We start from the raw sequence: 20,899 nt of genomic DNA, 5'->3' as shown, positions 1-20,899 counted from the left end.
ATCACTAACTGCCTATGCAGCTAGGTTAACCATCCCATAAGGATTTAAAGCCTTATTTTAGGTTAAACGAATCGCACCCAACACCGCAGTAAGTGTATAGTCCTAGACGCACGCGGGGTCAAAAACCCGGTTTCTGCGTCAATATCGAGCGGCGAGAAATGCACGATTTTTCGGAGAAACCGGGTTTTTTGCGTCCAGGACTATGTATTTTCCATTGTGCTTCTACTGGAAAACAGGTATAATTTTATTTCCGAGATATAATAGCTAGTTGAAAAATTACCACAACTTGTACCAGCACCGCATCACCCGATCGACGTAAAACAAAACCACCCGATCGCAGATTGGCAGAAATAGACAAGAGTAGGCATACTTAAACCATCGGTCATCGGTCGGTATATTTCTTCCAAACAGCACGGCAGGCGTGGGAGACTCCTCCGTCACGCCTGCCGTGCTGTTTTATTTAATAATTGCTCGATTCCCTACGGGATAGCTTCGCTCGCGCGTAAATTACCCCATTTTTTTCTTCTTCCAAGCCTCCACAAATGGCAAAAACACCGACACCAACTCCTGCCGGTTCACCACCAAAGTCGGATAAGAAACTCTGCCGTAATTTTTACCCACTTCCAGCGGAAAAATCGCCTGGGATTCCAGTGGCAGCCAAACCGCACCCGCAGCTTTCACAATTACCCAACTCCCCGCAATATCCCAAATTTTCGGAGTCGCTTCCACCCCTCCCATAGCCACACCCGAAGCCACAGTCAAAAAATTGTAACTAGCCATGCCCAACATCCGAATTTTACTGGGAAGATGAGGCCCGACTCCCACACTCCGGGAACACAAATTAAAAATATGATTCCCGCTCATCTTATCAGCACTCGGACAAATCTGCCGATTGTTCAAAAAAGCACCTTGAGGCATATTTGCCAATACATTGTCGCCTGCCAAATCCCCTGCATAAAAACCGTGAAAAGATTGATTCACTGGCGGCAAATGCACGCAGCCAAAAACCGGAGTTCCGCGATACAATAAACCCAAAGAAATCCCCCAAATCGGAATTCCCCGAGCAAAATTAGTCGTAGCATCCAGAGGATCGACAACCCAACACCATTCCGTATCTGGAAAAACGTGTTCTCCTTCCTCGCTCAAAATTCCGTGACTGGGAAAAGTAGATGCGATCGCACTTCTAATCTCCGCATCCGCCCAATTGTCAGACTGCGTAACCAAACTCCCATCATCCTTCTCATCTGCTTGTGCAGAACCGAAATCTTTCAAAAACTGCTGGCCGACTCTCTTGACCGTAGTCTGAGAAAAACTTAAAATTGAATCCCAAAAATCCTTCATTTGCAGTTTTTTTGTATTAAGGACTGAAGTCTTTGATCGAGAAGAGAATGAGGACTAAAGTTCTCACTACAAACCTTAGTCTAAATCCTTTTCAAGAATAGTGGCGATCGCACTTTTAGCATTATCCTGAAACTCCCCAACATCCACCCTACCCAACAGCCAAACAGCCAGAATCATACCCACCGCAGGCACAGCAAACACCAACCCATAAGCCAACATCGGCACCCCAAACAAACTCCTGCCCAAATCCAAAATAGCACCGCCGCTAACCGTCGCCACACCACGCGCCATCGCCTGCGACAAACCCCAAGCACCAATAAAAGTCCCCGCCGTTTCTGCAGCAGTCAAATCCAACATCAAACTCAGCGCACCCGTCGTCGTAATACCCGAAGCTAACCCAAACAACATTAAAGCTGACTTAAACACAATTGGATTTCCCGTAAATCCAGATAAAATAATTAAAACAAAACAAGCCGCCACAGACAAACAACCTAATCTAATCGTATTTTGCTTGCCGATGCGCGGTACAATAAAAAAACCAGTTGTAGCCAAACCGATCAGAGTACCAGTACCATAAATAGCATTCAACTGCGTAGTTTGCGAAATCGACATCTTAAAAATTTCCCCGCCGTAAGGTTCCAAAACCGCATCCTGCATAAACAAGCAAATTGTCATAATCAGCAGGAAAGTAAAAAATAAACCGGTTTGGCGGCTAGCAGTCAAAATCCGCAGCGCACTTCCCAGAGTAATTTTATCTTCTCGATTCACTGCCGACGATCGCACTTTGTACCGCGAATACTTTTTCTCAACCCCAAAAGTCGCAATCCCCACCAACAGCAAAACAAGCGCCGGCACCTTCACAAACAAACCGTTAATCGAAGCCTGCAACACTTCCCGCGGCACATCCCCATCAATTTGCTTCAACAAACCGCTGCTAACAATCGCCCCGATAATAATACCAACCATCAGCATCGACCACACCACCCCCACCAACTTTGATCGATCTTCCTCATCCGAAACATCCACCAACAAAGCAGCAAAAGGAGTCGAACTCGAACAAATAGCAATACCGTAAAGCGCAAAAATCAAACCCAACAAACCCACCCAACCGTAAGTAGGAGTAGTCCACCCTACAGCTTCCAAACTGCCGCCCAAGCGCCACATCACCTGTACCGCCAAAAAAGCAGAAATCACAAACAAAACGCTTCCTACCCATACATAACCCGTGCGGTGATGACCAAACAAAGGCTTAGCATCAGACATTTGCCCAAACCACACCCTAGCCGGCGCAACAAACTGGTGCATCGCCAGCGTAGCCGCCACCACAGTAGCCGGAATCGCCAACTCTTTAATCATCACGCGATTGAGCACCCCCAGCGTCAAAATCGACATCATGCCCAATCCCATCTGAAACAAACCCAACCGGAACATAGTCAGGAGGGAAACTCTTTTGATAGCAGCAGTCGCGGAATCTGTTAATCTAGAATCTGGCAAAGGGTCGATCGACATAACTATTCAAATAAACACAGCATGACTCATTTATAGTAACTGAGATACCCGCCACCAGCCGCGTTTCCTCCCGTGGCTAGAAGCTCGATCGCGATTATTTATATAAAAATAATAGACAATAAAGAATTGTGGATTTACCAACCGTGACAACCATTACCCTAGGACAAAATGGCCCACCCGTCATACCCCTGTGCGTCGGAACTTGGGCTTGGGGCGACAAAATATTTTGGAACTACGGCAGCAACTACGGCGCCGCCGAAGTAGAAGCAGCATTCAAAACATCCCTAGACGCGGGAGTCAACTTTTTCGACACAGCCGAAGTCTACGGTAACGGCTTGTCAGAAGAATTACTGGGGCAGTTTCTCAAAAAAACCACCCAACCCGTGCACATAGCCACAAAATTCGGCCCCGTACCTTGGCGGATTACAGGAAAATCAGTTTCCGACGCTTTGAGTGCCAGCTTAAAACGCTTGCAAATAGAACAAATAACCCTCTACCAAGTGCACTGGCCCTTCACTTTTTTGCTGAGTCAAGAAACCCTAATGAACGCCTTAGCCGATGAAGTAAAACAAGGCAGAATTCAAGCAGTAGGAGTCAGCAACTATTCAGTAGAACAGATGCGCCAAGCCCACAAAATACTAGCAGCCAGAGGCGTTCCCCTAGCAACCAATCAAGTCCGCTACTCATTGCTGTCGCGGCAAGTAGAAAAACAAGGGATTGTGAGTGCAGCCCGCGAATTGGGAGTAACAATTTTAGCGTACAGCCCCTTAGCCCAAGGATTGCTTACCGGAAAATACACAGCCCAAGAACAACCTACAGGAGCCCGCAAAATGGACTCCCGCTTCAGTAAAACAGGCATCGAGAAAATCGAATTAGTCATGTCCACACTGCGAAAAATGGGCAGAAAGCGCGATCGAACTCCCGCCCAAGTTGCCTTAAACTGGTTAATAGCTCAAAACAAAGTCATCCCCATTCCCGGTGCCAAAACCGCAAAACAAGCCCAAGAAAATGCAGGCGCATTAGGCTGGAGTTTAAGCCAAGATGAAGTCAACCAACTAGAACTAATGACTCGTCCCTGGCTAGAATAAATTTGTTAATTGTTGATAGTTCACTGTTGACTGTTGACTGTTGACTGTAAATATCCTGTAGGTTGGGTAGAACGAAACCCAAGTTATACCCAACCTAAAGTTCGTTTCCCTCTTCCCTCTTCCCTCTTCCTTTGTCTTACTATGAAAATCTTAACTGATTGGGGTTTCACGCGCGAAGGCTGGCGCAATAACCGCCGCGGCGAATATTTAGTTTTGCTTCAAGGAGGATTGCTCACAGCATTTGTAATCTTACCAGTTTATCAACTGCCAGGATTAAAAATTCAATCAACCAACTTACTTTATATTATCTGGTTTATAGCCAGTATTCTCGGCTTAACCGGATTAATTTTCATCATCAAAGCATTGATAGACTTAGGAAAAAATCTCACACCTTTACCGTATCCCATAGAAAACGGAGAATTAGTCCAAACAGGCATTTACGGAATAGTGCGGCATCCATTATACAGCGGCTTAATTTTAGCAGCCCAGGGCTGGACACTTTTTCAAATGAGCATATCCCACTTAATAGCCAGCGCACTATTAATAATACTTTTCGAGATCAAAGCCAACCGAGAAGAAACCTGGTTAACCAAAAAATATCCCGACTATTCAGATTACCGCCAGCGAGTAAAAAAAATAATTCCCGGCATCTATTAACAGGAATCAACCCGAAAATTATTCATGCTTTGTCCCATCAGGCATAATTGCCCCCTTTAAATTAGCTCCTGCCAAATTGGTACTAAGCAGCAAAGCATTCCTCAAATTAGCACCCTTTAAATTAGCCTCTTCCAGGTTTGCCATCCAGAGATTTGCCCCCTCCAAATTCGCGCCCTCCAAGTTAGCATTGACCAGAAAAGTCCCTTTCATGAAAGCACCTTTTAAATTGGCATTTTTCAAGTTATTAGCTCCCAAATAAGCATCCTCTAGAAAGGCATTTTCTAGATTGCTGCCCTCCAAATTTGCCCCAGCCAAATTGCTGCTTATCAGGTAGGCCCCGCGCAAATTTGCTTTGTTCAAATTAGCATTGACCAAATTGGCACTCCACAAATTGGCATCTTTGAGGTTAGCATTTTCTAAATTAACGCCTTCGAGAAAAACAGCACTCAAATTAGCCCCTGAGAGATTGCAATCCCCACATTCTCGGGTTATAAGCAAGTGTCGGACTCGATGCTTGACTGAGACAAGGTTGGCTGCCAAAATTATCAAACCTGTACCTGTTAAGGCGATAATGGTAAAAGTGGTCAATTTGATTGCACTTACAAGTTTTCTCTGTTGTACTTCTCGGAAAATCCGCTCGCAGCCCCTAAAAATATTTACAGAATTGCTCATATTTATAATCCAGTGTTTTGCTTCCCTGCCCTTCCCCTTCCCCTTACCTTATGAAAAAACAGTTAAAATTTAAATTCCTGACGATCGCACTTATTGTAAGCTTAGCAATAATCGGTGTCGGATGCAATCGCCTTTTCACAAAACCCTTTCAACTTCCCGCCTCAGCCAAACAAGAACCCTGGCCAATTCAAACAGGCCTCCGAGCAGCCATCCTCCGTGACAACATACCAACAGTCAACCGCGTAGTTTTAGTACCAGACGAAGCCACCTTCTTAGCAGCAATCCAAAAATGGAATCTCAAAGGAAACTGGCCTATTCTCATCGAAGACAAAAAATATGCGCCCATGTTTGTGCAGCGCTTTCAACCCGAAGAAATAGTCCGTTTGCCAAGCATCAAACAGCAACTGCCAAAAAATCAAAAACTCCAACAACTAATGCTGAATGCAGCAGCAGCAGCCTGGAATGCCACCGATACTCCAACCTTAAAAGCACAATGGAAGCAACTCGGCTGGGAACCCCCAGGAGTAGTAATCACATCAGAAAACGACGCCGCACGTTCTGCTGCAGTTGCCTTAGCAGCCGCTCACGGCCAACCTTTAGTATTTCTAGAAGGCAACTTCGGAAAAGCAAACGATACCCTCAATAACACACAGTGGAAAAATCTGCAAACCGAAATTAAAAAAGCTGTCGAATCAACCGGATATTTTTACTCTCAACTCGCAGACCCGATCGACACAATCACTATTGTACGCCAACTAGCAGTCAAATATCAATCTCCTGAAAAACCCGACGAACAACTAGCCGTTACCGACGGTTTGGGACGACACCCCAACGGCGAACGCTGGGCGGCTGTGGGCTGGATTTACGGCTCGGAAGTGCGATCGATCTATCAAGCCATGTGCGCCTTATTTCTGGATACCGAAACCGCCATGCTTTATGACAGTTACCCCAAGGAAGGAAATTGGGGAAAATATGAAATGGAGGAAGCAGCTAGCGGACTAAAAACCATAGGTTTGAATGTCGAAGTAGTGCAGCAACCAGAATCTAGCTTGGAAAAGTGGCGGAGTTTAGCCTCAAAACCGTGGACATTTGACTTAATATTAATGAATTCCAAAGGCTATCCAAAATCATTCCAAGTCGGCAACGGCGACGCTTCAGTTGAGGACATACCCAAACTTCAATTTCCCGCAGCAATCCACATGATTCACAGTTGGTCAGCAGCAGCGCCAGATGACACAAATACCGTTGCCGGAAGGTGGCTAGAAAATGGTGCTTACGCATATATTGGCAGCGTCAACGAACCTTTTTTATCTGCATTTATTCCGCCTAAATTAATGGTCGATCGCCTGAAGCGAGGCTCACCCTTTTTAATCGCAGCACGCCAGCTAGAATCCCCTCCCTGGAAAGTCGCCACCATCGGCGATCCGCTAATGTCGATCGCCAAACCCAGACCCAGAATCCCGCCCACTGAACAACCGATGTGATGTTATGCGCGATCGAGGAATTTTATATTTAAGATTTGTGGTTTGAAATTAGTGGTTTTAAGGTAAAGTCTCAAATCACCAATTTTTAAATCGGAATGTTGTGTTTCCCTGAGTTATATGATATTGCGAGTTCACTCAGGCGATCGCCCTAAGCCCCAACACTGTAGTAAATATAGTTAATTAGCATTATTGTGAAAGTATATCTAAATTTGAATGTAACTGAGCATACAATCACGGCAAATCCGCCTATCCTCAGAATCAATCATTCCACCCCAGCCACCAGCCCAAAAAATACGCCCTAAAATACGCCTTAATTAACTTGTCAATTCCCGTAAAATCACTCAAAATGAAAATAAGAAATAAATTGTAATATTTATATAACTTCTCACCGAAGAATTAACCGCTAAATGAGAGCCACCCATCCTGTGGATCTGCCGCCACCCGGCCCAACCGCAGCAACTCCCCAAGCCTCCCGCCTAAGCCCGCTATTCAACCGCCTGCACCCCAGCCCAGAAACGCTCCTGCTCATCCTCTCCCTAGTCATAGGGGGAGTTACGGGCGCAGGCGTCGTCACCTTTCACTACCTCATCCACTTCATCCACAGCCTGATGCTGGAAGACTTCATGGGGGCGATCGCCTCGAAAGGCTCTTGGACGCTAGCCTGCATTCCCACCATCGGCGGAGTCGTCATCGGGCTGATGCGTTGGCGATTTCGAGATTTTGGCCCGAATATGTCTTCCTTAATTGCAGCCACCCGCGGCCTGCAAGAACTCTCCCCCCTCAAACCCATCACCAAAATGGTGGCAGCCTCAGTTTCCCTCGGCACCGGCGCCTCCCTCGGCCCGGAAGCCCCCAGCGTCGAAATCGGCGCCAACTTCGGAATGCTGCTGGCTCAAGTCTTGCAGCTCTCCCCAGAACGGCAGCGCTTGCTCCTCGGCGCCGGAGCTGCTGCAGGTTTATCCGCCGGGTTTAACTCTCCCATCGCCGGAGTGTTCTTTGCCTTAGAAGTCGTGCTCGGCAGCACCTTTGCCACTTCGTCAGTCAGCGTTGTCTTGCTCTCCGCCGTAGTTTCGGCGCTCATCGCTCAAATCTGCTTGGGAGCTCAGCCGGCCTTTTCTTTGCCGATCTACGATGTCCGCAGCCCCCTAGAACTGCCTCTGTACATGGGATTGGGACTTTTAGCGAGCGGAGTGTCTCTAGCCTACACAGAAGCAATTCAATTAGCCGAGGGCTGTTTTCAAGGAAAAGTCCGAGGATTTGCTTGGCTCGGACGAATGCCCCGGCCGCTTCACCCGATCATCGGCGGGGCCTGTGTCGGCTTAGTCGCCCTACAATTGCCTCAAATTTTGGGTGTCGGCTACGAAACAGTCCAAGCAATGCTCCAAGATGTTAAATTTTCCTTGCCTTTGCTGTTGCTGCTGCTGTTTGTCAAACTGGCGATGACAGCAATCAGCCTCGGCAGCGGTTTAGTGGGCGGTATCTTCGCTCCGGCGATGTTTTTGGGAGCTTCTCTGGGTTCGGCTTACGGCCTCTTTTTGGAAATGCTGCCTGCAATGAGCGATCGAGTCGCCGGCCCTGCCGCCTACGCAATGGTGGGAATGGCCGCCGTCCTCGCCGGCAGCGCCAGAGCACCGCTGACAGCCATCCTGTTGATGTTTGAATTAACCCGTGATTACCGGATTGTCTTGCCTTTGATGGCAGCAGTCGGATTGAGCGTTTGGCTGGTGGAGTGGGTCAACCGCCGATCGACAGCCCACAGCCTCAACCTTCAGCAAATGGGCGTAGACGTGGCTATCAATACACCCATCAAAGCCCGAGAACAGTTGCAGGATTGGGAAGACGCTCTGGGCGATCGCATCGTCACAGAACTGATTTCTTGCCAACTTCCCACCGACGGCGAACACAGTATCGAGAAGCCTGTGCTGGCTATGGCTCACGCACATTTACCAGAAGATGTCAAGCCTTTGCCTGAAACAAAATCAGCAGTCTGAGTGAGTTCGATTCCGGTTGCTTCCTCACCAAACTAATAGTCGAAAAGCACCCCTCTGACAACCATGATATTTATCAACCCGAAAACCGATTACGCCTTCAAAAAAATCTTCGGTTCCTCAGAAAGCAAAGATATTCTAATTAGCTTTCTCAACGCCTTAATTTATGAAGGCAATTCCACCATCCAAGACTTAGAAATTATCAACCCAAATCTACCACCCAAACTTGAAGGATTAAAAGATAGTTATCTGGATGTGAAAGCCAAACTAAGCGACGGCACTTTAGTAATTATTGAAATGCAGGTGCTCAACGTCCAATCTTTTGGCAAGCGAGTTTTGTACAATGCAGCAAAGACTTATGCTTTTCAATTGGAAGCGGCACAAGGATATCGATTGCTGAAGCCAGTGATTGCTTTGACAATTACTGATTTTGAAATGTTTCCTAACAGCGCAGAATGGATTTCGAGATTTGTGTTTAAAGAAGTAAAGAAAAACTTTACTTATCCCGAAAACGATCTAGATTTAGTGTTTGTAGAGTTGCCAAAGTTTATCAAAGGACAGGAGGAACTTGAAAGTTTAGCAGACAAATGGATTTATTTCATGAAAAATGCCAGAAGTCTGACATCAGTTCCCGAAACAATGGATAGCATACCAGAAATACATGAAGCTTTTAATATTGCCAATCAAGCCAAGTTAAGCCGGGAGGAAGTGGAAGATTTGGACAGAAGAGAACAGTTTATTTATGACCAACAAGGAGCAATTATTAAGGCTGTTCAGGAAGGCATAGAACAAGGCATAGAACAAGGCATAGAACAAGGTCTAGAACAAGGAAAGCGAGAAGAGAAGTTGGCGATCGCCCGACAATTACTCTCACAGCTAGATAATGCCACGATTAGCCAAGTTACCGGGCTTAGCGTTGAGGATGTGCAGAATTTGCGCTCGACCAATTCATAGTTTAAAGTGGGCGATCGTAGGTTGAGCCGATCGCCCACCCTCAACCCCTCGACATCGCAGACAGTGGCGCTACCCTCAAATCTGCTCTAAAATAATCAAAAACTATTCACAACAAGCCCAGAGGCGCTGAGGTGACTCCTAACGAGGGAACGGCAAACAGCAAAAGTCAGAAAATACCCGGCAAAACCCCCTTGGGTTCTAGTTACTACGGCTTGTTAGGGCTGCATCCTTCAGCCTCAGCGATCGAAATTAGGCGATCCTACCGGGAACTGAGCAAACTCTACCATCCCGATACCACCGATTTGCCGCCCGCAGTCGCCACCGCCAAATTTCAGCAGCTCAACAACGCCTACGCCACCCTCAGCAACCCAGAACGTCGCCTCGCCTACGACCTGAAAATAGGCTATTCTCGACTGAACGTGATTGCGCCACCCCCAGGCTTCCATACTCCTGTTTCGGGATCGGGCAAAAAAACTTCCAACTCCGCTTACCTAGATCCCACGGATCGACCTCTTTCCCCCGGAGAAATGTTCGCCCTGTTGATCATGGGAGCTAGCTTAATCGGATGTTTGGTACTGGCGATCGCGATCGGCTTAATTCGCGGCAATTAAAGCCTCAAATCCCCACTCTCCAATCCGAAATCCCACATTCCACATCCCAAGTCTAAAATCCCCAATCTAAAATCTAAAATCTAAAATCTAAAATCCCATGACTCTTCCTTCCGCTGACACTCCTTTGTACAACCATCCACTTCCGGAAATCGAGCAGTGGCTAAAAAGCCGCGGCTGCCAGCAAGATCGGCGAGAACTCCACTGCTGGCAGATCGAGCAGCTTACATGGAAAGCAGAACTCTCCCTCGATATTGACCAACTCACCGTCCGCTACATCGATGCTGGAACCGACGGCCAAGACATTCAGCGAGCATTCAAATACTCCCTCTCACGTCAGGACATTGAAGCGGCCGTTTTCTCCGGCCCGTAATTTGATTTTAGATTTTAGATTTTAGATTTTAGATTTGTCCTCCAATCTAAAATCTAAAATCGTTATGTTGAGCAGGAGATGACCTACTTGGAAACTGAAAAATCAACCAAAAAATCCAAAATCTCAAATCCAAAATCGTTAGACTTTGCCAAATCGGCGGTTGCGCTTCTGATAATCAGACAAAGCGCGGTGAAACTCCGATCGATCAAAATCCGGCCACAGCGTCTCAGTAATGTAAATTTCCGAATAAGCCATTTGCCATAGCAAAAAATTGCTCAACCGCATTTCCCCACTCGTCCGGATCAGCAAATCCGGGTCACAAACATCAGCAGTATACAAATAGCGTTTAAATAAAACCTCATCAATTTCCTCCGGCTGCAACTTGCCCTCTTTCACCTGAGTGGCGATCGCCCGACAAGCTTGTACAATCTCCTGACGCCCCCCGTAATTCGTCGCCACCGTAAACAAAATCCCCTGATTATGCTGAGTGGCCGTCACAGAACGCTCGATTTCCGCCTGCAAAGACTTCGGCAAAGCCTGCAAATTCCCCATAAATTGAATTTGCACGTCCTCGTCCACCATCTCCCGCAATTCTTGTCGCAGCTTACCCTCAAATAAACTCATTAAAAAATCCACCTCTCCGGCCGGCCGCCCCCAATTCTCCGTAGAAAAAGCATAGGCGGTTAAAGCTGGAATCCCCCAATCTTTGCAGCAGCGCAGCAGTTCCTTCAGAGTGCTAGCTCCTCGGCGGTGTCCCGCAATCCGCGGCAACCCCTTGTTCTTAGCCCAGCGCCCGTTGCCGTCCATAATCACTGCTATGTGCTTAGGCAGTAGTTCTTGTTGCAGATCCTCCGGCAACTTTTCCAAGCAAATTCCTTGACTCATGGTTTCTCCCGATTACCCGACTAACGGCGCAGTATCCGTTTTAATAGCGTCACTCCCTTCAATCCTATCTGGCGTCCGAGATTGCCGATCGGAATTGGAGCCACAGCTCTTTCTCCCTCGGACGGAAACAGCTTTGCTTCCAGCAATTCCTTAAGTTTGCTGCTAGTCAAAGGTCGATTTAAAAGTCCCATCTGGGCTAAAGAAATAGAACCCGTTTCCTCCGACACCACCACGCACACGCAAGCTTGCACCCGTTCCGTAATCCCCATCGCCGCCCGGTGGCGGGTTCCCAACTGCCGCGACGCAGTGCGATCGGACAAAGGCAAAATTACCCCCGCCGACACGATCCGCGAACCTCGAATCAAAACAGCTCCGTCATGCAGCAAAGTTTGCGGCTGAAAGATTGTCTGCAACAATTCTTTAGAAACTTCAGCATTTAGCTTTAGTCCCGGCACCGAAAAATCTCGATCGTCGATCGGAGAATCTGTTTCTATAATTAGTAAAGCGCCCGTACGGTTTTGCGAAAGTTCTTTTACTGCGTCCACAATTTCATCTATTACGCTGTCCGGTTCGGGTTTTGGTCGGCGATCGCGTCCAAACAATTGCCGAAATTCCCCCCGACCCAATTGTTCCAGAAATCGGCGAAACTCCGACTGCAATATTACCGCCATTGCCACAGCAGAACCCGTCACCAAGCTGTTGAGGGCAACGTGCAACAGCCTCAATCCAGCCCAGTTGCTCACCGCCGCCGCCAGCATCAAAATAATAAATCCCCGTACCATCCACAGCGTTCTGCGCTCGCCAACAATGACGAGCACCAAATACGCAAGGGCAAAAACCAGTCCAATATCGATCCCTTGAATCAATAAGGACTGAACCAGGGCCAAGTCAAAGCCAGATTGTTGATTGTTCATGGTTCATCGAACGCTACCGCCTGTGAACCGCGAACCGTGATGCACTCGAACCCATGAACCATGAACAGTTGTTATAAGGAATATGCTGAAAATCCCCGTGTTTTTAGACCGGGGAGTGTCAATCCAATCGCGTGACTGAACAAGGCAAAAGTTAAAAGTAAAAAGGCAATCCTCACTAAGTAAACATGGATTGTGTTTCTTTTAACTTTTAACTTTTAACTTCTAAGTTTTTACTTTTGAGCTCCGAGTCGTTCAGGAAGGCGGTCAAGCCTCAGCAAATCCTGGTAAGTTTCCCGCTGTATAATCGTGTTAACTTCCCCATTTCTCACTAAAACCGCTGCCGGTCGGGGTACTCGGTTGTAGTTAGAAGCCATACTGTAATTGTATGCCCCTGTGGCCGGAACGGCGAGGACATCTCCTGCCTGACACTCTGGCAATTTGGCATCTTTAATCAAAACATCGCCTGATTCGCAGTGTTTCCCAGCAATTGTCACTGTTTCCGTTAAGGGATCACGCATTTTGCCGGCTGCGAGGACTCGATAAAGTGATTGATAGGTAATAGGACGCGGATTGTCCGACATCCCGCCATCAACAGCTAGATACGTCCGCATTTCCGGAATGACTTTTTTAGAGCCAACGGTGTAAGCTGTAACGCAAGCTGTACCGACGAGCGATCGACCCGGTTCGCAAAGCAATTTAGGCAAGGGCAATTGCTGCCGCTCGCAAGCTGCTACTACTGCGGAGCAAATTGTACGAGCCCAATCTTCAATGCTAGGAGGATCGTCCGCTTCAGTATAGCGAATGCCCAACCCACCGCCAATATTAATTTCTGTTGCTGGCAAACCATAACTCTGTGCTTTAGTCAATGCCTGAATTATGACTTCAGCTAAATCGTCATGGGGTTGCAGTTCAAAAATTTGAGAGCCGATGTGAGCGTGCACTCCCACGCAAAATAACGACGGCTGTTGGCTGATGAATTTAAATACTCGATCGAGCGAGTTGGGATCGAAGCCAAATTTACTATCGATTTGACCCGTCTGAATGTACTCGTGGGTGTGACACTCAATTCCAGGAGTAAACCGCACCATAACTCGTGTCGGCCCACCTGTGAGGCTGCGGACACCCAGTTCTCCCAACTCTGCTAGAGTCTCTAAATCCCGCCAATTGTCTGCTACGGTAATGCAGCCGTTTTCGACAGCTAGCTGCAGCTCCTCGCGGGACTTGTTGTTACCGTGGAAGTAGATTTTGTCGGGACTGACGCCGGCTTGCAGTGCTGTGTGAATTTCTCCGGCGGATACGACATCTATCCCTAAACCTTCGGAAGCCGCGATCGCGCATATTGCCAAACAACTCCAAGCTTTAGAAGCATACAGCACTTGAGATTCGCCCGGATAGTAACGCTTAAAAGCATCCCGGTACTGGGTACAAGCCGCCCGCAGCGTTTCTTCGTCTAAAATGTACAACGGCGAGCCAAATTGCTCCACCAAAGCTGTCACCTCGCAGCCTCCGATTTCCAACCGATCGCTGCTGTTAACACTGGCTGTCAGCGGTAACAGTTCTTGATTGGGTGATCGATTTTGCAGGGCTTGTTGAGACTCAGAGAGATACTTAAGTCCCGATTCGACCCCGAAAGATTGAGTTAATACCATCGCGCAATAACTATCCTAGGTTATTAGTCAGCAGTCATTAATCAGCAGTCAGCAGTCGGCAGTCATTAATCAGCAGTCATTGGTCGTTGGCAGTAGACTAATGTCTGGAGACTTGTGAGTCATGACTCAAAACTAGCAACAAACAGCTAATCGCTACTGTGTTTTCCAGTGTACAATTTACAGCCGTGCGTTTTCTACAAATTAAACATCTCACCGCCGAAGACCTCAACAGTGCAGTCGAACTCGATCGGCTCTGTTTTGGCGGACTTTGGACTTTAGAAGGCTATGGACGCGAGTTAGGCAGTCCTAACAGCGATTTACTGGGTTTGTGGGCCTCGGAAACCGAGGTCAGCGCATCAGAAGGATTCGACAGCGAACTCGAGTCGATCGATCCCAACAGCATTCTCAAATCAAAACCGCTAAGTGTTGAGAATTCCTCGCCAGCAACTCCCACCTCAAAACTTACCCCAACCCTGATCGGTTTGGGTTGCCTGTGGGCAATTTTAGAAGAAGCTCATATTACAATTTTGGCAATTCATCCTCGCTTTCAAGGTCAGGGCTTAGGACAAGCTCTGCTTTGGGCTTTACTAAAAAAGGCTCACTATAGACAATTAGAACGGGCCACTTTAGAAGTGCGGGGCTCTAATTTAGCCGCAGTGTCTCTGTACAATAAATTTGGTTTTAAAGAGGCAGGACGCCGGAAAAAATACTACAAAGACACCGGAGAAGATGCTCTGGTAATGTGGCGCAGCGGCATAGAAGAACCAGAATTTCAGCAATATTTGGCGGTTGAGAAAGTGCAGATGTGCGATCGGCTGCACCAGAAAAATTGGCATTTGGCGATCGAGAGTTTTGAGTTTTAAATCTAATTTGTTGCGAATTTAATAAGACTTAGCATGAGGGCGCATCACCTTGATTTTTTACCAAAAGACGCGTTACAGCCTGCATATTCAGTAAAAGAAACTGCTGGTTGAGCGAAGTCGAAACCCGGTTTCGATGAGTCGGAGTGCGATCACGAACTATTTAATAAAAAAACATAATACCCAAATCCCCAACTTATTTAAGAAGTCGGGGGATTTAATATAATTACTGAGATTTTCCAAATATCTAGTTATTTGGGAGCAAAACCTCTAGTAAATTTACCGTATATAATACCGCTAAGAAGCTTTAATCTTTATTGCAAGATGTTGTTTTCGTTAATTGCTACGGCCCTAAAAAAACTCACTGTTGTGGGTGAAATTTTCAAAGCAGGAATATCTAATGAACATAAAATATGGACTGACCGCTATCGTGGCAACATATTTAATATCTACATTAGCAGGAGAGCCTGTTATGGCAGCCACAATAGCAGGCACAATCAAAGTTAACGTCGTCAAAGTCACAGATCCCAACTTCGCTAGTGTCTACACCGGGGACTTTTCCTACGACGATACACATCTGACAAAAGTCGGCTCGGAGTTCATGACCATCAATGGCGGAAATGGAGATATACGGGGGCTGCTGTCTTTTAACTTTAGATTTCTGGACTTTGCTACAGGCTTAACTCCTGTCACCTATACGGCCAGTGATGATTTCAACTTCCCAGATAATCCTGTTTTAGCTTTTGAGAACGGACTTCCAATTCAATTTGGCTTTCAAGTTGCTCCTGGAAATGATGGCGGAGTTTGGGGTGGAAATAACGGATTTATGTTTGTAGATCGTGGGATATTTAAGTTCGTCTTGCGAAATGGAACTATTGGAGGTGAGGGGCTAGTGACCTTAGAAATTAACGAATCTCCTCCTACTCCCGTACCGGAGACTCCCCATTGGCCTCATTGTTGGGTTTTTTGGGCTTGGGTGCAGCTCACTTGTGGAGAAAGTCCAACAATTAATCATCTTTACCAACATAACTTGAGAGGAAGAGGCAATGACAGCGATAGATACTCCGTTTTTGGTGACAGGTGGCGAAACTAACAGACCACCTACCAATGCTTTTAGTCCTAGTCAACGTCAAATAAATATCCGTGCGCCCTTCGGGGTTCCCTCTGCCGATCAATGGACTGGTCAAAAAGTATGGTTGCTGCTTCCTGGTTTCACAGCACCCAGCGATTCTTTTGATGCAACTCTGGCGACAGCCATCGATGATGCTAACCCAAACGATACAGTTTTAGCCCTTGACTGGACGCAAGTGAGCGGCACCCCAACAAATAATGCAGCAGCAGGGATCGCTATAGGAGACCTTTACAGGTCTGGTTCATGGATTACTCCAGTGGCAACAACAGTCCGAAACAAACTTGTGGAGTGGGGAATACCAGCCACAGCACTCAATATTGTTGGTCATAGTCTTGGTGCTAACCTTGCCAGCGAACTTGCCGCGAGTTTCAATATTACCTATGGGAGTCAAGTTGGTTCGGTTACAGCCCTTGACCCAGCATCAAATAGTGCGAGACTTGTCAGTCCATACGATAGAATTAATGGCTTCGATACTGACCTATCAAATGGATATGTAAGGAATGGAGGAATTGCAGACCCAATCGAACGCTTAGACTTTGGTGCTACGGCTTCAAGAAGGAGTTTTAATGGCATCAGTAGTGTATCAGGAAATGAAGCTCAAGCTGGAACTGCCAAGGAATCTTTCCTGTTTGACTTCGGCACCAATCCCCTTAATCCCGTAGACCAAGCTGCTCAACACAGCCGTGTCGTGACCGCCTACACAAATTTGGTTAAAACTGATGCAGCCGATAATTCTCGTTTAGCTACCAATATTCTCGGTCTGACTGACACGCAGCCCGATCATCAATTTCGACCAAACTTCTATAGAGGGGATTCTCTTAACTCTCTTCAAGTGCATGAAGGAGTGATTCCCGTTGATGCTCAAGATAATCCTTTGTTTCTGGTTGCTGCTAAGCTTAATGGCGGAACCAACGATCGCTTCATCTATGGGACTAACAGCAACGACGTATTAACAGGAACTGGGATTTTTGGGAAATATTACAACAACAACGGCAACCATACTTATTATTTTGGGGATGGAGACGATACTGTCTATGCTGGCACAGGTAGTGACCTCATCTTCGGCGGGGCTGGAGTTGATGCCCTTGGTGGCTCAGATGGGAATAATGTGATATTTGGGGAAGCTGGTGGTGATTTGATCGCTGCCGGTACAGGGAATGACACCATTAATGGCGGGGCTGGAAATGACGACATTAATGCCGGAAATGGCACAAATACCATTCGCGGTGACGAGGGTAATGATGTTCTCACTGGTGGAAACGGCATTAATATCTTGTTTGGTGGTTTGGGGAACGACACTCTCGGAGGTGGTGCGGGTCAGAACATATTAACAGGTTCAGAAAGCAACGGGCCGTCTGGTGTTGAGGTAGATACTTTAATTGGCACCAGCGGTAACTCGGTTAACGCATTTTATATTGGTGATAACACGACAAATTGGTACTCAGTCGGTGGTGGAAATGATTACGCCCAAATGGTTAACTTTAATGCAGCAACTGACATAATTGTAGGTGGCGTCAATATTGAGGCGCAAAACGTCATCAATCAAACCTTTCTCTGGTCTGGAAGTGAATTGATTGCAAAGATTGACGGTCTCTGGGCTTCGGAACTACTGTTCCCTGTAAGGATATTTTAGGCTTGACCTTTCTCCGGTTTTGCAGAGACCGCTGTGAGTTGTCAATCCTCAAAGTTTAGCAACACTACAAGGGATTTTTAGGTTTGTAGTTGCGCGCTCCCGCAACTACAAACTTTCAGTCTTGGACGCACTCTGACGCTTAGAAACCGGGTTTTTTACGCCCGTGTGCGGGCTACAACGCGTCTTTTCGTAAAAAAAAACCGGTTTCTGGGCTGCCATGCGTGAGTCGTAACTTTTTTTCAATGTGCTAGATCGATCGACCTAACCAATAAGTTTTGTAAAAAAATAGCCCTATACTTTCGAGAATTATCACTTTTGCACCTGCATGACAGCCAAAAAGATTGTGCTAGAATCCATCAATAAGTAGTCGTAGGTTGGGCACAGACCGAGAAGAGCAATCTTCTTGCAGTCTAGGGGAGGTTGTAGGTCAGCCACCATTTGGGTCTTCCCAGTTGAAAGCCACCCTGCAACATGAGCCTGGAATCTGCAACCGCAGCCGAGTGCGGCAGATCGGTTGGGAGTGTCGCGCTAGAATAAGCAGTACGAGTAGGGACAGGGCAATGCCCTGTCCCTACGAGAAAATAAACGCTCGTTGTGCGAGCGTGACCTCGAAACGGGCACATAGCAGCAGGTGATGGGAATAAATCATGTTTGAACGCTTCACAGAAAAAGCAATAAAAGTAATCATGTTGGCCCAGGAAGAAGCTCGCCGCCTGGGTCACAACTTCGTAGGGACAGAACAGATCCTCCTGGGTCTGATCGGAGAAGGAACCGGGGTTGCAGCTAAAGTCCTCAAATCAATGGGGGTCAACCTCAAAGATGCTCGGATTGAAGTTGAAAAAATCATCGGGCGCGGCTCTGGCTTCGTAGCAGTCGAAATTCCGTTCACCCCCCGCGCCAAGAGGGTTCTAGAACTGTCCCTCGAAGAAGCTCGCCAACTCGGACACAACTACATCGGCACCGAACACCTGCTGCTGGGCCTGATCCGCGAAGGTGAAGGAGTAGCGGCTAGAGTCTTAGAAAATCTGGGAGTAGACTTGTCGAAAGTCCGCACCCAAGTGATTCGGATGCTGGGAGAAACCGCAGAAGTCGCAGCCACTGGCGGCGGCGCTCGCACCAAAACCCCAACCCTCGATGAATTTGGAGCCAACCTCACTCAAATGGCGGTCGATGGCAAACTAGACCCAGTAGTCGGACGCCAAAAAGAAATCGAACGGGTAATTCAAATCCTCGGTCGCCGCACCAAAAATAACCCGGTGCTCATCGGGGAACCCGGAGTCGGTAAAACAGCGATCGCCGAAGGTCTCGCCCAGCGCATTGCTAACAACGATATCCCAGACATCCTCGAAGAAAAGCGCGTCGTCACCCTCGACATCGGCTTGCTCGTCGCTGGTACCAAATACCGGGGCGAATTTGAAGAACGCCTCAAAAAAATCATGGACGAAATCCGCACAGCGGGTAACGTGATTTTGGTGATTGACGAAGTGCACACTTTGATAGGTGCAGGTGCTGCTGAAGGGGCGATCGACGCAGCCAACATTCTTAAGCCGGCTTTGGCTAGAGGCGAACTCCAGTGTATCGGCGCTACCACCCTAGACGAGTACCGCAAGCACATCGAGCGCGACGCAGCCCTAGAGCGGCGCTTCCAGCCCGTCATGGTCGGCGAACCCACTGTTGACGAGACGATCGAGATTCTCTTCGGCTTGCGAGAACGCTACGAACAGCACCACAAGCTGAAAATCTTGGATACGGCCCTGGAAGCCGCAGCCAAACTCTCTCACCGATACATCTCCGATCGCTTCCTCCCAGACAAAGCAATTGACTTGGTAGACGAAGCAGGTTCGAGAGTCCGCCTGATCAACTCCCAACTGCCCCCCGCAGCCAAAGAACTCGACAAAGAACTGCGCCAAGTCCTGAAAGATAAAGACGAAGCGGTGCGTTCTCAAGACTTTGACAAAGCGGGCGAATTGCGCGATCGGGAAATGACCATCAAAGCCGAAATTCGCGCTATTTCCCAAGCCAAAAAAACCGACTCGGCCCGCACCGGCGAAACCGACCCATCGCCAGTTGTCACCGAAGAAGATATCGCTCAAATCGTGGCAAGCTGGACGGGCGTCCCGGTCAACAAACTGACCGAATCCGAATCCGAAAAGCTGCTGCACATGGAAGATACCTTGCACCAGCGCTTGATCGGCCAGGAAGAAGCAGTGAAAGCCGTTTCCCGCGCCATCCGTCGCGCTCGCGTTGGCTTGAAAAATCCCAATCGCCCGATCGCCAGTTTCATCTTCTCTGGCCCCACAGGCGTCGGCAAAACCGAACTCACCAAAGCCCTAGCCGGCTACTTCTTCGGTTCCGAAGACGCCATGATTCGGTTGGATATGTCGGAGTACATGGAACGTCACACCGTCTCCAAACTCATCGGTTCCCCTCCGGGCTACGTCGGCTACAACGAAGGCGGCCAACTCACAGAAGCAGTCCGCCGCCGTCCTTACACAGTCGTGCTGTTCGACGAAATCGAAAAAGCCCACCCCGATGTCTTCAATATGCTTTTGCAAATATTGGAAGACGGCCGTTTAACTGATGCCAAAGGTCGCACCGTAGACTTCAAAAATACGCTGCTGATCATGACCTCTAACATTGGTTCTAAGGTGATTGAAAAAGGTGGCGGCGGCCTCGGCTTCGAGTTCAGCGACAACCAAGCCGATGCTAATTACAACCGCATTCGTTCTTTGGTTAACGAAGAACTCAAAAACTACTTCCGCCCCGAATTCCTCAACAGGCTCGACGAAATTATCGTCTTCCGCCAGTTGAACAAGGAAGAAGTCAAGGAAATCGCCGTCATCATGCTCAAAGAAGTGTTCGGTCGTTTGACAGAACAGGGAATCACCCTGGAAGTGACCGAAAAATTCAAAGAACGGCTGGTAGAAGAAGGCTACAACCCCAGCTACGGAGCCCGACCCCTACGCCGCGCCATCATGCGGTTGTTGGAAGACAGCTTGGCGGAGGAAATCCTTTCGGGCCGCATCAAAGACGGCGACACCGCTGTTGTGGATGTGGGCGAGGACGGAATTATTAAGGTGCTGCAAGGTCAAAAGCGGGAATTGCTGCCCCAAGGCGCTGAGTAAGATTGAGTAAGTGCGATCGCGAGTTAA

17 protein-coding genes are annotated in these 20,899 nt (G+C 47.8%); 11 read left to right on the top strand and 6 right to left on the bottom strand.

Annotation, left to right across the window (positions count from 1 at the left end):
* Positions 1-507: 507 nt before the first annotated feature.
* Both QUA74_RS24165 and QUA74_RS24160 read right to left on the bottom strand, forming a co-directional pair.
* The gene (locus QUA74_RS24165) at positions 508-1,341 is read right to left on the bottom strand and encodes an inositol monophosphatase family protein (protein WP_333334198.1); all 834 of its coding nucleotides are present in this window, start codon (positions 1,339-1,341) and stop codon (positions 508-510) included.
* 75 nt (positions 1,342-1,416) lie between these two features.
* Positions 1,417-2,850, bottom strand: a complete 1,434-nt coding sequence (locus QUA74_RS24160) for a BCD family MFS transporter (RefSeq protein WP_333334196.1) — start codon at positions 2,848-2,850, stop codon at positions 1,417-1,419.
* 143 nt (positions 2,851-2,993) lie between these two features.
* Between QUA74_RS24160 and QUA74_RS24155 the strand changes: the two genes are divergently transcribed.
* The gene (locus QUA74_RS24155) at positions 2,994-3,938 is read left to right on the top strand and encodes an aldo/keto reductase (RefSeq protein ID WP_333334194.1); all 945 of its coding nucleotides are present in this window, start codon (positions 2,994-2,996) and stop codon (positions 3,936-3,938) included.
* Positions 3,939-4,079: 141 nt separating this feature from the next.
* Positions 4,080-4,595 (top strand): isoprenylcysteine carboxylmethyltransferase family protein, encoded by a 516-nt coding sequence (locus tag QUA74_RS24150; RefSeq protein WP_333334193.1) that lies wholly within the window; start codon positions 4,080-4,082, stop codon positions 4,593-4,595.
* Positions 4,596-4,613: 18 nt separating this feature from the next.
* On the opposite strand, the gene QUA74_RS24145 is transcribed toward QUA74_RS24150, so the two are convergent.
* Entirely contained in the window at positions 4,614-5,267 is a 654-nt protein-coding gene (locus QUA74_RS24145) for a pentapeptide repeat-containing protein (protein WP_333334191.1), read from the bottom strand.
* A gap of 50 nt (positions 5,268-5,317) precedes the next feature.
* Here QUA74_RS24145 and QUA74_RS24140 point away from each other — a divergent pair, with 50 nt between their 5' ends.
* The 5 genes from QUA74_RS24140 (at position 5,318) to QUA74_RS24120 (ending at position 10,674) form a co-directional block, all read left to right on the top strand.
* Entirely contained in the window at positions 5,318-6,751 is a 1,434-nt protein-coding gene (locus tag QUA74_RS24140) for a hypothetical protein (protein WP_333334189.1), read from the top strand.
* Between the two features lie 407 nt (positions 6,752-7,158).
* Positions 7,159-8,742 (top strand): chloride channel protein, encoded by a 1,584-nt coding sequence (locus QUA74_RS24135; RefSeq protein ID WP_333334187.1) that lies wholly within the window; start codon positions 7,159-7,161, stop codon positions 8,740-8,742.
* 63 nt (positions 8,743-8,805) lie between these two features.
* The gene (locus QUA74_RS24130) at positions 8,806-9,693 is read left to right on the top strand and encodes an Rpn family recombination-promoting nuclease/putative transposase (RefSeq protein ID WP_333334185.1); all 888 of its coding nucleotides are present in this window, start codon (positions 8,806-8,808) and stop codon (positions 9,691-9,693) included.
* Between the two features lie 131 nt (positions 9,694-9,824).
* Entirely contained in the window at positions 9,825-10,304 is a 480-nt protein-coding gene (locus QUA74_RS24125; protein ID WP_333334183.1) for a J domain-containing protein, read from the top strand.
* A gap of 97 nt (positions 10,305-10,401) precedes the next feature.
* Positions 10,402-10,674, top strand: coding sequence for a DUF3143 domain-containing protein (locus QUA74_RS24120; RefSeq protein WP_333334181.1), 273 nt, complete (start codon positions 10,402-10,404; stop codon positions 10,672-10,674).
* Between the two features lie 138 nt (positions 10,675-10,812).
* Here QUA74_RS24120 and QUA74_RS24115 read toward each other — a convergent pair whose 3' ends face one another.
* The 3 genes from QUA74_RS24115 to lysA all read right to left on the bottom strand — a co-directional run bounded on the left by QUA74_RS24115 (position 10,813) and on the right by lysA (position 14,122).
* A complete protein-coding gene (locus QUA74_RS24115) occupies positions 10,813-11,559 on the bottom strand; it encodes an isoprenyl transferase (RefSeq protein ID WP_333334179.1) in 747 nt (248 codons plus the stop codon).
* 20 nt (positions 11,560-11,579) lie between these two features.
* Positions 11,580-12,473, bottom strand: a complete 894-nt coding sequence (gene cdaA / locus QUA74_RS24110; RefSeq protein WP_333334177.1) for a diadenylate cyclase CdaA — start codon at positions 12,471-12,473, stop codon at positions 11,580-11,582.
* A gap of 230 nt (positions 12,474-12,703) precedes the next feature.
* A complete protein-coding gene (gene lysA, locus QUA74_RS24105; RefSeq protein ID WP_333334175.1) occupies positions 12,704-14,122 on the bottom strand; it encodes a diaminopimelate decarboxylase in 1,419 nt (472 codons plus the stop codon).
* A 185-nt stretch (positions 14,123-14,307) separates the two neighbouring features.
* Between lysA and rimI the strand changes: the two genes are divergently transcribed.
* The 4 genes from rimI to QUA74_RS24085 all read left to right on the top strand — a co-directional run bounded on the left by rimI (position 14,308) and on the right by QUA74_RS24085 (position 20,872).
* Positions 14,308-14,985 carry a ribosomal protein S18-alanine N-acetyltransferase gene (gene rimI / locus QUA74_RS24100; RefSeq protein WP_333334173.1) on the top strand — a complete coding sequence of 226 codons (678 nt, stop codon included), beginning with the start codon at positions 14,308-14,310 and terminating at the stop codon, positions 14,983-14,985.
* Positions 14,986-15,454: 469 nt separating this feature from the next.
* Positions 15,455-16,075 carry a hypothetical protein gene (locus tag QUA74_RS24095; protein ID WP_333334171.1) on the top strand — a complete coding sequence of 207 codons (621 nt, stop codon included), beginning with the start codon at positions 15,455-15,457 and terminating at the stop codon, positions 16,073-16,075.
* Positions 16,029-17,747 carry a hypothetical protein gene (locus QUA74_RS24090; protein ID WP_333334169.1) on the top strand — a complete coding sequence of 573 codons (1,719 nt, stop codon included), beginning with the start codon at positions 16,029-16,031 and terminating at the stop codon, positions 17,745-17,747. Before QUA74_RS24095 ends, QUA74_RS24090 begins: the two co-directional genes overlap by 47 nt.
* A 647-nt stretch (positions 17,748-18,394) precedes the next feature.
* A complete protein-coding gene (locus QUA74_RS24085) occupies positions 18,395-20,872 on the top strand; it encodes an ATP-dependent Clp protease ATP-binding subunit (RefSeq protein ID WP_333334167.1) in 2,478 nt (825 codons plus the stop codon).
* The last annotated feature ends 27 nt before the right edge of the window (positions 20,873-20,899 follow it).

Source organism: Microcoleus sp. LAD1_D3 (assembly GCF_036702135.1).
Lineage (GTDB): Bacteria > Cyanobacteriota > Cyanobacteriia > Cyanobacteriales > Microcoleaceae > Microcoleus.
Note: the sequence above shows the minus strand (reverse complement) of the source record. Positions and strands in the feature narration are given on the sequence as shown.